The 11,494-nt window shown below is 43.4% G+C and carries 13 protein-coding genes and 1 riboswitch; all 13 genes read right to left on the bottom strand.

Annotation, left to right across the window (positions count from 1 at the left end; genetic code table 11):
* Nucleotides 1-174 precede the first annotated feature (174 nt).
* Nucleotides 175-1,572, bottom strand: coding sequence for a Fe-S cluster assembly protein SufB (sufB, locus tag ACTHPA_RS10405; protein ID WP_440500165.1), 1,398 nt, complete (start codon nucleotides 1,570-1,572; stop codon nucleotides 175-177).
* Nucleotides 1,573-1,593: 21 nt separating this feature from the next.
* Complete coding sequence (gene sufU, locus ACTHPA_RS10410; RefSeq protein ID WP_440500166.1) at nucleotides 1,594-2,034, bottom strand: Fe-S cluster assembly sulfur transfer protein SufU; 441 nt, start codon at nucleotides 2,032-2,034, stop codon at nucleotides 1,594-1,596.
* Nucleotides 2,034-3,254, bottom strand: coding sequence for a cysteine desulfurase (locus tag ACTHPA_RS10415; RefSeq protein WP_440500167.1), 1,221 nt, complete (start codon nucleotides 3,252-3,254; stop codon nucleotides 2,034-2,036). The genes sufU and ACTHPA_RS10415 overlap by 1 nt, the downstream gene beginning before the upstream one ends.
* Nucleotides 3,255-4,559, bottom strand: a complete 1,305-nt coding sequence (gene sufD / locus ACTHPA_RS10420) for a Fe-S cluster assembly protein SufD (RefSeq protein WP_440500168.1) — start codon at nucleotides 4,557-4,559, stop codon at nucleotides 3,255-3,257.
* 18 nt (nucleotides 4,560-4,577) lie between these two features.
* On the bottom strand, nucleotides 4,578-5,357 hold the full coding sequence (gene sufC / locus ACTHPA_RS10425) for a Fe-S cluster assembly ATPase SufC (RefSeq protein ID WP_440500169.1): 780 nt from the start codon (nucleotides 5,355-5,357) through the stop codon (nucleotides 4,578-4,580).
* A 362-nt stretch (nucleotides 5,358-5,719) separates the two neighbouring features.
* Complete coding sequence (locus ACTHPA_RS10430) at nucleotides 5,720-6,919, bottom strand: dicarboxylate/amino acid:cation symporter (protein ID WP_440500170.1); 1,200 nt, start codon at nucleotides 6,917-6,919, stop codon at nucleotides 5,720-5,722.
* 151 nt (nucleotides 6,920-7,070) lie between these two features.
* Nucleotides 7,071-7,919: a MetQ/NlpA family ABC transporter substrate-binding protein gene (locus ACTHPA_RS10435; protein ID WP_440500171.1), complete on the bottom strand. Its 849-nt coding sequence runs from the start codon at nucleotides 7,917-7,919 to the stop codon at nucleotides 7,071-7,073.
* A 54-nt stretch (nucleotides 7,920-7,973) separates the two neighbouring features.
* Complete coding sequence (locus ACTHPA_RS10440) at nucleotides 7,974-8,642, bottom strand: methionine ABC transporter permease (protein WP_440500172.1); 669 nt, start codon at nucleotides 8,640-8,642, stop codon at nucleotides 7,974-7,976.
* A complete protein-coding gene (locus ACTHPA_RS10445) occupies nucleotides 8,635-9,648 on the bottom strand; it encodes a methionine ABC transporter ATP-binding protein (RefSeq protein WP_440500174.1) in 1,014 nt (337 codons plus the stop codon). The genes ACTHPA_RS10440 and ACTHPA_RS10445 overlap by 8 nt, the downstream gene beginning before the upstream one ends.
* A 95-nt stretch (nucleotides 9,649-9,743) precedes the next feature.
* Nucleotides 9,744-9,848: riboswitch (SAM riboswitch) on the bottom strand.
* Between the two features lie 56 nt (nucleotides 9,849-9,904).
* Nucleotides 9,905-10,213, bottom strand: a complete 309-nt coding sequence (locus tag ACTHPA_RS10450; RefSeq protein ID WP_440500175.1) for a thioredoxin family protein — start codon at nucleotides 10,211-10,213, stop codon at nucleotides 9,905-9,907.
* 12 nt (nucleotides 10,214-10,225) lie between these two features.
* A complete protein-coding gene (locus ACTHPA_RS10455) occupies nucleotides 10,226-10,567 on the bottom strand; it encodes a toprim domain-containing protein (protein WP_440500176.1) in 342 nt (113 codons plus the stop codon).
* A gap of 100 nt (nucleotides 10,568-10,667) precedes the next feature.
* Entirely contained in the window at nucleotides 10,668-11,051 is a 384-nt protein-coding gene (gene gcvH / locus ACTHPA_RS10460; protein WP_440500178.1) for a glycine cleavage system protein GcvH, read from the bottom strand.
* An 80-nt stretch (nucleotides 11,052-11,131) separates the two neighbouring features.
* Complete coding sequence (locus ACTHPA_RS10465; protein ID WP_440500179.1) at nucleotides 11,132-11,491, bottom strand: arsenate reductase family protein; 360 nt, start codon at nucleotides 11,489-11,491, stop codon at nucleotides 11,132-11,134.
* Nucleotides 11,492-11,494 lie beyond the last annotated feature (3 nt).

Genomic DNA, 11,494 nt, shown 5'->3' on the forward strand with positions numbered 1-11,494 from the left:
CTTGAGCGTGGAACATAATTCTTGAGCGCAAAATGCTATTCTTGAGCGTGGAACATAATTCTTGAGCGCATATTGCTATTCTTGAGCGCGGAGCATAATTCTTGAGCGCGAATTGGTTTCTCTTTCTATTGAAGACGAAAAAACCGCCTGCAAGGAGGCGGTCTTACGTGTTAATTATCCGATTGAACCTTCCATTTCAAACTTGATAAGGCGGTTCATTTCTACTGCGTATTCCATCGGCAATTCTTTCGTGAATGGCTCGATGAAGCCCATGACGATCATTTCTGTCGCTTCCAGTTCACCGATACCACGGCTCATCAAGTAGAAGAGCTGTTCTTCGGAGACTTTGGAAACTTTCGCTTCGTGCTCGAGTGAAATGTTATCGTTCAAGATTTCATTGTATGGAATCGTATCGGAAGTTGATAGTTTATCCATGATGAGCGTGTCACATTCGATGTTAGCACGTGCTCCGTCTGCACGGCGGCCGAAGTGGACAATTCCACGGTATGTTACTTTACCGCCATGTTGGGAAATCGATTTGGAAACGATAGTAGAAGACGTGTTTGGCGCCAAGTGCATCATTTTTGCTCCTGCATCTTGGTGTTGTCCTTTACCAGCTAAAGCGATAGACAATGTCATACCACGTGCACCTTCACCTTTAAGGATACATGCAGGGTATTTCATCGTAAGCTTCGAACCGATGTTGCCGTCGATCCATTCCATCGTCGCGTTCGCTTCACAAACTGCACGTTTAGTTACAAGATTGTAAACGTTGTTTGCCCAGTTTTGAATCGTTGTGTAACGGCAGTATGCATCTTTTTTAATGATGATTTCAACGACCGCACTATGAAGTGAGTTCGTTGTATAAACAGGTGCTGTACATCCTTCTACGTAGTGGACGCTTGCGCCTTCGTCTACGACGATTAACGTACGCTCGAATTGTCCCATGTTTTCCGAGTTGATTCGGAAGTAAGCTTGAAGTGGCGTTTCCACTTTCACGCCTGGTGGTACGTAGATGAATGAACCACCGGACCATACAGCGGAATTCAATGCAGCGAACTTGTTATCCGTATTCGGGATAACTGTTCCCCAATATTTCTTGAAGAGCTCTTCGTTTTCACGTAAAGCAGAATCTGTGTCTTTGAAGACGATTCCCATGTCTTCAAGTTCTTCCTTCATGTTGTGATAAACAACTTCGGATTCGTATTGTGCAGAAACACCAGCAAGGTATTTTTGCTCAGCTTCTGGAATTCCCAGTTTATCGAATGTGCGTTTGATTTCTTCAGGCACTTCATCCCATGAACGCTCTGTCGCTTCGGAAGGTTTTACGTAATATGTGATTTCGTCGAAGTTAAGGGAGTTCAAATCTCCGCCCCATTGAGGCATTGGTTTGCTATAGAAGATTTCAAGGGATTTAAGACGGTAGTCTAGCATCCATTGTGGTTCTTCTTTCATTTTGGAGATTTCTTCAACAATTTCACGTGTCAAACCACGTTCCGAACGGAAAACAGATACGTCTTTATCTGCGAAACCATATTTGTAATCGCCAATTTCAGGCATTTTTTTAGCCATCATTATTCCTCCGTTCTTTCATTATTGCTCAGCGTTTTCTCCTACCCCTTTTTCCATTGCTTTCCATGCTAATGTTGCGCATTTGATGCGCGCAGGGAATTTGGCTACGCCGGAAAGGGCTTCGATGTCGCCAAGGTCGACGGAGTCGTCGATTTCCTTGCCGAGCATCATATCAGAAAACAAATGAGCATATTTAACTGCAGTATCCACGTCTTTGTTTTTGATAATTTGTGTCATCATCGATGCGGAAGCCATGGAGATCGAACAGCCTTCCCCTTCAAACTTTGCATCTTGCACAATGCCGTCTTCGACTTTTAAAGTCAAATGGATGACATCGCCGCACGTCGGATTGTTCATGTCAATTGTAACATTGTTTTCTTCCAGTACACCTTTGTTCCGTGGATTCTTATAATGATCCATGATGACTGAACGATATAGCTGATCTAAATTGTTTGTAGGCATTATTGGAAATACTCCTTTGCAATACGGAGTCCTTCTACGAGACGGTCAACATCTTCTTTTGTGTTGTATACATAGAAGCTTGCACGGGCGGTCGCTGAACATTCGAGCCATTTCATAAGCGGCTGCGCGCAATGATGACCTGCCCGCACTGCGATTCCGTTCATATCTAGTACCGTGGCCAGATCATGTGGGTGGACGTTATCTAAATTGAATGTCACGATGCCTGCACGCTTATCTGGATCCTGTGGTCCATAAATCGAAAGACCGTCCATCGATGACATTTTCTCCATAGCATAACCCGCTAACTCGTGTTCATGCCGTTCGATTTGATCTAAACCGATTTCTTCCAAGAAATCAATGGCGGCGCCCAATCCGATAGCACCTGCAATGATCGGCGTACCTCCTTCGAATTTCCACGGAAGCTCTTTCCACGTAGAATCGTAGAGGCCGACAAAATCGATCATTTCACCACCGAATTCAACCGGCTCCATTTCATTCAATAAATCTTTTTTTCCATAAAGGACACCAATCCCCGTAGGGCCGCACATTTTATGGCCTGAAAAAGCGAGAAAATCGCAATCCAAGTTTTGGACATCCAACTTCAAGTGAGGAGCAGCCTGTGCACCATCGACGACCATGACGGCGCCGTGTGCATGCGCAATCTCTGTCACTTCCTTAATAGGATTCATTGTGCCAAGCACATTAGATACGTACATCATTGATACTATTTTTGTACGATCCGTGACTGTTTCACGAACTTTATCAAGGGAGAGTGTTCCGTCTTCTTCCAAAACGATGTACTTCAGGACTGCGCCTTTTTCCTTCGCCAATTGCTGCCACGGAATAATGTTGGAATGGTGTTCCATATGGGTGATGACGATTTCATCGCCTTCGTTGATATTCGCGCGTCCATAGCTTTGGGCTACCATGTTAAGTGCTGTTGTTGTTCCGCGGGTAAAAATCACTTCCTGCGTAGATTTCGCATTGATGAATTTGCGGACCTTATCACGCGCACCTTCATATTGATCCGTAGCCCTATTGCCCAATGTATGAACTCCGCGGTGGACGTTCGCGTTATTGAACAAATAATAGTCACTGATTGCCTCAATGACTTGCCGCGGCTTTTGGGAAGTCGCGGCGCTGTCCAAATAAACGAGCGGGTGCCCGTTGATTTCCTGGTCAAGTATCGGGAAATGGTTGCGGATCTCTTTACTGAGCATTTAGCGCACTTTCCTTTCGATTACCTCCGTCAATTGCTTCTTGACACCTTCGATTGGCAATTTGCTAACGACAGGTGCAAGGAAACCATGGATGACTAGGCGTTCTGCTTCCTGTTTCGAAATACCACGGCTCATCAAGTAGAACAATTGAAGCGGATCTACACGGCCTACAGAAGCAGCGTGTCCTGCAGTTACATCGTCTTCATCAATTAATAGAATCGGGTTTGCATCTCCGCGGGCTTTTTCACTCAACATCAAAACCCGTGATTCTTGGACAGCATTCGATCTTGTAGCACCTTTGGCAATTCTGCCAATGCCGTTGAAGATTGAAGAAGCAGATTCCTTCATGACGCCATGTTTAAGGATGAATCCGTCTGTATCGAGTCCCCAATGGACGATTTCGGAAGTGAAGTTTTGTTTTTGGCTGCCTCGGCCGACAACGACAGTCTTCAAATCACTTGAAGAGCCGTTTCCGACGAGATGTGTAATGTTTTCTGAAATTGTGTCACTGTCGTTCATCAAGCCAAGCGCCCACTCGATGCGCGCGTTAGCTCCAGTAACTCCGCGACGGTTGACATATGTCGTGAATCCTTTTGCAAGGACGTCCACTGCTCCATATACAATTTTAGAATTATCGCCTGCGAATACTTCCGAAATGATATTCGCTTGTCCTGCAGCCTCTTCGACTGTTGACAAATAGTTTTCCACATATGTTACAGTGCTGTTCGCGTCAGCTACAACGATGACATGATTGAAAAGAGATGCTTGTGCATCATCATGTAAAAATAGAACTTGAAGAGGTTCTGCGACTTCGACATTTTTCGGTACATAGACAAAAACGCCGCCATTCATAAGTGCTGCGTGTAAAGCAGTCAGTCTATGCTCATCCACTTTAACGCCATCCGTCATATAATACTTTTTCAACAGATCGGCATGTTCGCGTGAAGCAGTGAAAATATCAGTCAGAACGACACCTTGCGCCTTCAAATCGGCTGAAAGTGAGATGAATGCAGGCGTATTATTATGTTGCACGTAGATGTTCTTTTGATCGTCGCCGACCAATTCCTTCGCTTCAGCAGGCAAATCGGCGAGTGAAGCATATGTGGAGCTTTCAACTGCATGTGTAGGGAACTCAGTAAAGTTCCATTTATCAATTTTAGTTTTATCTGGTGTTGGCATCGGAAGCTGTTCCACTTTCGCTAACGCATCTGCGCGGAATTCTGCCATCCAATCGGCTTCATTCATGTTTGCGGAAAAAGAGCGGACGTCCTGTTCGGTCAATGCCATTTTTGTTTCAACCGTCATTTTGAATCGTCCCCTTTCTTATGCTTCTTGTCCAACTGTTTCGTCTTCGATTCCTAATTCTTCTTTAATCCAATCATAACCGCTCTCTTCAAGCTGTTTCGCAAGTTCTGCTCCGCCGGACTTAACGACTCTGCCTTGCATCATAACATGGACAAAATCAGGCGTAATGTAGTTGAGGAGGCGTTGGTAGTGAGTGATGATCAAGCATCCGAAACCTTCTCCACGCATCTCATTGATACCTTTCGAAACAATTTTCAATGCGTCAATGTCAAGTCCTGAGTCAATTTCATCAAGCACTGCAAATTTCGGTTTCAGCATCATCAATTGGAGGATTTCATTACGTTTTTTCTCTCCGCCCGAGAATCCTTCGTTTAGATATCGTGTTGCCATATCTTGATCCATTTCAAGGACTTCCATTTTGCTGTCCAATTCACGAATGAATTTCATGAGGGATATTTCATCGCCTTCTTCACGGCGTGCATTGACTGCTGAGCGCATGAAGTCCGCGTTCGTAACTCCTGTAATTTCACTTGGGTATTGCATAGCAAGGAAAAGTCCCGCTTTCGCACGCTCATCCACTTCCATTTCAAGTACGTCTTCGCCATCCAGCGTGACAGTTCCTGAAGTGACTTCGTATTTAGGGTGGCCCATGATTGCGGATGCAAGTGTCGATTTACCGGTTCCGTTAGGTCCCATGATCGCATGGATCTCACCTGTATTAATTGTTAGGTTGACGCCTTTCAATATTTCCTTACCTTCAATTTCGACGTGAAGGTCTTTAATTTCCAAAGTTGCCATTCCAATACCTCCAATATGATAAAGATGAACGGGATAATCCATTCTCTATTTAGTATCATTCTAATTTTAGCGCATTCAGCACATTGTTGCAAATCATTAAGAATTATTATCGTTTTGTGGGGGAAATACGATTAATTCAACGTTTTATCATATAATTTGCAAGGTAACCCATTTTCAATTATCCGGCGCTTATTGAGAATCAACGAATATAGTTTTCTTTCTTTAGTATGTTAGTAAACGGATTACCAGTAGGTCGGACGCTGGTACGCTTCAATCCTAAACAAAGTTTTGATATTTAAAATAAAAATAAAAAAGCAGAAGCGGAAATGATAACTTCCCTCTTCTACTTTTAAAATGAAACTTTACTTTACATCTACGCCTTTTACTTTTGGCGTTAGGCGGTCTACGATCATGGCCAAGGCTCCGTCGCCTGTTACATTGGTGGCTGTGCCGAAGCTGTCTTGTGCCATGTACAGCGCGATCATGAGTGCAACCATTGATTCATCGAACCCTAGCATTGTGCTAAGAAGTCCTACTGCCGCCATTACGGCTCCGCCTGGAACTCCAGGAGCAGCGATCATCGTTACGCCGAGCATAAGGATGAATGGCAGATAGCTTGAAAAGCTGAACGACATATCGTTCATGAGCAATACTCCGATTGAACAGGATACTAAGGTGATTGTACTTCCGGACAAATGGATCGTAGCAAACAACGGAATCGTAAAGTCCGTTACTTTTTCTGAAGCACCTGTCTTCTTCGCCTGTCTCAATGTGACTGGAATGGTTGCTGCGGATGATTGTGTTCCGATTGCTGTCATATATGCAGGTGCCATAGTTTTCATCAGGAAGAACGGATTCTTCTTTGAAAGAGTTCCCGCGACTGTGTATTGAATTACGAGCATGAGCAAATGCAAGGCAATGACCATGACGAAGACGAGTGAGAAGACTGATAGTACTTTCGCAACTTGCCCGCTATAAGTCATGTTAAGAAAAATACCAAAAATATGGAATGGCAATAACGGAATGATAATAAATGAGATAACTTTTTCAATAAGAACATTCATCTCTTCAAAGAAAGAAAGCATTGTTTTGCTATTAATGGACGCCATTCCAATTCCAAATATAAATGCGAGCAGCAATGCAGACATGACTCCCATTATCGGTGTCATTTCCAGCTCAAAAAATGATTCAGCAGGTGATTTTCCTGAATTAGCAACAGATTCAGCACCGATGCCTCCTATAAAGCTCGGTAAAATCGACATTGCTGCGAAGTATGCCAATACCCCAGCTACTATTGTAGAGGCATATGCAAGTACAGTTGCTATCCCTAAAAGCTTTCCGGATCCAGCGCCTAGTTTCGCAATTCCCGGTGCAATGAATGCAATTATGATGAACGGTACGACAAAGTTCAAGAAACCGCCGAAAATCATATTGAACGTTGCAAATAAGCTCGTGAACCAACCTGCGAATCCTTCATGTATTTTGGGGAGCAACAGTCCTAGCCCCACCGCAAGCCCTATAGCGATAATGATTCGCCATATAAGGCCAATCTTCCATTTCATAAGATGTCCTCCTCAGGTGTACAAATGTTTATGAAAACAACAACACCACTTTATCATAGTAAAGAAAAAATGGGAACAGTTATTTTGAGTTTTGTACTTTTAAATGAAAAAACCGTCTACATCCGATTGACGGAAGCAGACGGTTTTTCAATTATTTTACTGGCACGACTGAGCCGCCCCACTCTTTCAACATGAACTCCTGGATTTCCTCGGTTTGCAACACTTCTACGAGTGCTTTGATTGCGGCGCTGTTTTCATCACCTGAACGAACTGTGATAACGTTGACATATGGTGAATCAGTCTCTTCAAGCGCAATTGAATCCTCAAGTGGATTTATACCTGCATCGATGGCATAGTTGGAATTGATGAGAAGTGCGTCGCCTTCACCATTTTTATAAAGTGTCGGCATTAAAGCTGCTTCATAATCGGGTTCAAACTTCAGATTTTTAGGGTTGTCCACGATATCGCCAAGTTCAGCTTTAACTTTATCAACACCCTCAGCAAGTGTGATCAATCCTTCTTTTTCAAGCATTTCAAGCACACGGCCATGATCCGAAACCGAGTTGCTCATAAGGATCGTCGCACCTTCAGGCAATTCATTTAACGATTTATATTTTTTTGAATAAACACCCATTGGTTCGATGTGGATTCCTCCCGCGTTGACAAAGTCATAGCCGAAATCAGCAATTTGACTTTCCAAGTAAGGGATCGTTTGGAAATAGTTCGCATCCAATAGTCCTGATTCCAAGTCTTTATTCGGCAAAATATAATCTTGGTATGTTTCGATTTCCAAGTCAAAGCCTTTTTCCTTCAACAACGGCTTCACTTTTTCCAAAATGACGGCATGCGGCGTGTTGGAAGCGCCGACGACGATTTTAGTCTTCTCTTCCTTCCCACCTGCACTGTTGCTGTTTGCGCCTTCTTCTTTATCTTTCGTTCCGCATGCTGCTAATGCGAGCACAAGAACCGTTAATAATAATGCGGTTAAAATCTTTTTCATCATGTTCTCTCCATTCTTAGTTGGTTTATATAATTAACAGGTACTTCCTGTAAATTATCGTTTGTCCAATTTCCTCACTGCAAAATCGCCGATAATTTGAATCGCAAATACAATAATCAGAATAATAATAGTTGCAACAACCATCACGTCAGAGCGGCTTCGCTGGAATCCTTCATAATACGCGAGGTTCCCGAGTCCGCCTGCTCCTATGACTCCAGCCATTGCTGTATATCCGACAAGCGCAATCGCCGTTACCGTAATTCCCGAAATAAGAGCGGGCATTGATTCGGGCAGCAACACTTTAAAGATGATCGTACTTGTTTTTGCACCCATCGATCTTGCTGCCTCGACTACACCTTTATCAATTTCACGCAATCCGATCATGACCATTCGCGCATAAAATGGTGCAGCCCCGATGACAAGCGCAGGTATTGCAGCTTCTGGACCGCGTATTGATCCGACCAACAATGTCGTAAACGGGATAAGCAAAATAATCAAAATGATAAATGGAATAGAACGAAAAATATTAACAAATGCTCCCGTCACGCCATACACCAATCTATTTTTCCATAATTGCCCCGGACTTGATAAGAATAGAAGAACGCCAAGTGCTAGTCCGAAAACAAATGTATATAAAGTAGAAAGCCCAGTCATATATAACGTTTCAAGAGTTGCTTCCCACATTTTTTCCCAATCTACATTTGGAAATAACTCTTCAATCATTGCCGATCACCTCTGTCTGTACACCTAGCTCATGGAGATAGGCAATCGCCTGATCAACATCATCTTCATTGCCAAGAAGCTGTAATATAAGCGAGCCATAAGCGCCGCCTTTTGTATGGGATATGTTCCCTTGGACGATATTTACATCAATGTCGTATTTTCGAATCAAACTTGCCAACACAGGATGCTCAGTCTTCTCTCCGACAAATGCGAGTTTGATGAGCGTTCCTCCTGGTATATGCGCAAGAACCTGTTCAGTTCCCGCAGGTTCCGTCACTTGGGAAACAAAGCGCTTTGTAATCGGTGCTTGCGGTGATTGGAATACTTCAAGTACGGGACCGATTTCCACCACTTTTCCTGCTTCCATGACCGCCACGCGATGACAGATTTTCCGGATGACATGCATTTCATGTGTGATCAAAACAATTGTTAGCCCAAGCCGTTCATTAATACTTGTTAGAAGATCAAGGATAGCATCTGTCGTTTCCGGGTCTAACGCAGAAGTCGCTTCATCACAAAGCAGCACTTCTGGATCGTTCGCCAACGCCCTTGCGATACCGACACGTTGCTTTTGACCGCCGGACAGTTCCGATGGATAAGCATTTTCTCTGCCGCTCAGACCGACAAGCTCGATCAGTTCTGCCACTTTTCGTTCCCGATCCGCTTTCTTCACTCCGGCGATTTCAAGCGGAAAAGCTATATTCTGTTTAACAGTCCGGGACCAGAGCAAGTTGAAATGTTGAAAGATCATGCTGATTTTTTGTCTTGCTTCCCGAAGCTCTTTACCTGTGAATGCCGATATTTCACGATTTCCAATTTTGATTGTTCCCGTTGTTGGTGTCTCAAGACCATTCAATAAGCGGATCAATGTACTTTTCCCAGCACCACTATAACCGATGATGCCGAAGATCTCTCCCTCATCAATCGTCAAGGAGACGTCATCTACCGCCAAGATTTGATCGTTCGTTGCACCAAAACTTTTCTTAACGTCTTTTAATTGAATCATCATTATCACCTCTACTACTATCTTGTCCAAAATAAAAACCTTTCTGCAGACAAGCAGAAAGGCTACAACGTTTTATAAATAAACGTCCATCCGATCTCTCATCTCTCAAAGCAAACGCTTTGTGTGACTTGGCACCATTTCACTTTCGTGACGGTTGCCGGGCTTCATAGGGCACTTCCCTCCACCTCTCTTTATAAGAGCGACATATTCAGTTAAAGTTAATAGATATACTTATATCATGTCTGTCGGCAGAATGTCAACCTATCTTTTCGAGAAGATGCGGAATGGAATGGAACGCATAGATTTTATGTACTAATTGTCCATCCTTCTGAATTAGTAAACAAGGGACACTTTCAATTTCATAATCGACAGCGAGTTTTTCTACATAATTCATGTCCGCTTTCCCAATGGGCAAGTCAGGTTTCATGGCGGCAATGACTTCAATCATCTTGGAAGCAATTGCACATGTTCCGCACATTGGTGTATATAAATAAAAAATCGATTTTGGAAAATCGACTTTGCTCTTTTCCCATTGTTCACGTGTCCAGTTTTCAATATTGGCCACTATTTATCACCTTCAAAGTAAGAATTCGGAATGCACTTCAAAATTCGCGGCTAGTAGGACGGCTGCAAGCACACGGTATGGAGTCGTTTCAACTTCGCGGTAAGTCCGTTCCGTATAAAGGTGTATCGCTTCAGGAAAATACCTTTTGAATAAAGCTCGGATCTTATCCCCTGACTCATCAGCGTCTAGAAAAACAAACATTTCAAACTCTTCATAAGGCGTTAGCATCTCTTCGATCCGATACGGACTGACTGTCCCGTTCGTGCAAATGATTTCAACCGGTTCTGCAAGCACCTTTTGCAATCTTTTCCGGTCCGATCCACCTTCAACGATCAAGACTTTTTGACTGTCCATCTGCCCGCCTCCTTAAAGGATACCCATATGCACAGAATTAATTGTTTGGTTTCCATTGAAAAAAGCGCCGGAGTCATAGATCCAGGCGCTACTTTTACGATTACTCGCCGACAGTCATTTTTTCGTAGTCTTCAGCTGACATAAGTGCATCAAGCTCAGATTCATCCGAAGCTTCTACAACAACCATCCAAGCACCTTCATATGGAGATTCATTCACCAATTCAGGGCTGTCTTCCAATTCTTCGTTTACTTCAACTACTTTACCGCTGATAGGAGCGTATAGTTCGGATACTGTTTTCACCGATTCAACACTACCGAACGGCTCGTCCGCTTTCAACTCATCTCCAACTTGTGGCAATTCAACGAATACGATATCGCCAAGTTCGGATTGTGCAAAATGTGTAATACCGATACGATACTTTCCGCTTTCATCTTTTACCCACTCGTGTTCTTCTGAATAACGCAAGTCTTTAGGTGTGCTCATCCCATAACCCTCCATAAGTAAACATTTATTGATTCACATTCAATTTTGACATATTCCGAAGCTAAAGACAAGAAGGTATATTATGCTCCCCATACTTCTTGGTACTCATCTTCCTTAAAGCCGACAGTCACTTTTGAGCCGTCTGTTACAATCGGTCTTTTCATGAGCATGCCATCTGTAGCGAGCAAGCTCATTTTTTCATCATCCGTCATTTCTGGGAGCTTGTCCTTCAAGTTCAAATCACGGTATTTCATTCCGCTCACGTTGAAGAACTTCTTAATATCAAGACCTGAATTCGCGATCATTTCCTTCAGTTGCTCTTTTGTCGGCGGGTTTTCAGCGATGTTGATGTCCTCGAATTCAAGCCCGGCGTTTTCCAACCATTTTTTCGCTTTCCTGCAAGTCCCGCATTTCGGATATCCGTAATAAGTCATAGCCATTTC

The sequence above is a fragment of the Sporosarcina sp. SAFN-015 genome, from assembly GCF_051966875.1.
In the GTDB taxonomy this organism is placed as follows: domain Bacteria; phylum Bacillota; class Bacilli; order Bacillales_A; family Planococcaceae; genus Sporosarcina.

Coding starts and splice junctions, on each gene's coding strand:
- ACTHPA_RS10440 (WP_440500172.1), bottom strand. CDS start 8,642: ATGATTGAAGAGTTATTTCCAAATGTAGATTGGGAAAAAATGTGGGAA.
- gcvH (WP_440500178.1), bottom strand. CDS start 11,051: ATGAGCACACCTAAAGACTTGCGTTATTCAGAAGAACACGAGTGGGTA.
- ACTHPA_RS10435 (WP_440500171.1), bottom strand. CDS start 7,919: ATGAAAAAGATTTTAACCGCATTATTATTAACGGTTCTTGTGCTCGCA.
- sufC (WP_440500169.1), bottom strand. CDS start 5,357: ATGGCAACTTTGGAAATTAAAGACCTTCACGTCGAAATTGAAGGTAAG.
- ACTHPA_RS10465 (WP_440500179.1), bottom strand. CDS start 11,491: ATGGCTATGACTTATTACGGATATCCGAAATGCGGGACTTGCAGGAAA.
- ACTHPA_RS10445 (WP_440500174.1), bottom strand. CDS start 9,648: ATGATTCAATTAAAAGACGTTAAGAAAAGTTTTGGTGCAACGAACGAT.
- ACTHPA_RS10430 (WP_440500170.1), bottom strand. CDS start 6,919: ATGAAATGGAAGATTGGCCTTATATGGCGAATCATTATCGCTATAGGG.
- ACTHPA_RS10455 (WP_440500176.1), bottom strand. CDS start 10,567: ATGGACAGTCAAAAAGTCTTGATCGTTGAAGGTGGATCGGACCGGAAA.
- sufD (WP_440500168.1), bottom strand. CDS start 4,559: ATGACGGTTGAAACAAAAATGGCATTGACCGAACAGGACGTCCGCTCT.
- sufB (WP_440500165.1), bottom strand. CDS start 1,572: ATGGCTAAAAAAATGCCTGAAATTGGCGATTACAAATATGGTTTCGCA.
- sufU (WP_440500166.1), bottom strand. CDS start 2,034: ATGCCTACAAACAATTTAGATCAGCTATATCGTTCAGTCATCATGGAT.
- ACTHPA_RS10415 (WP_440500167.1), bottom strand. CDS start 3,254: ATGCTCAGTAAAGAGATCCGCAACCATTTCCCGATACTTGACCAGGAA.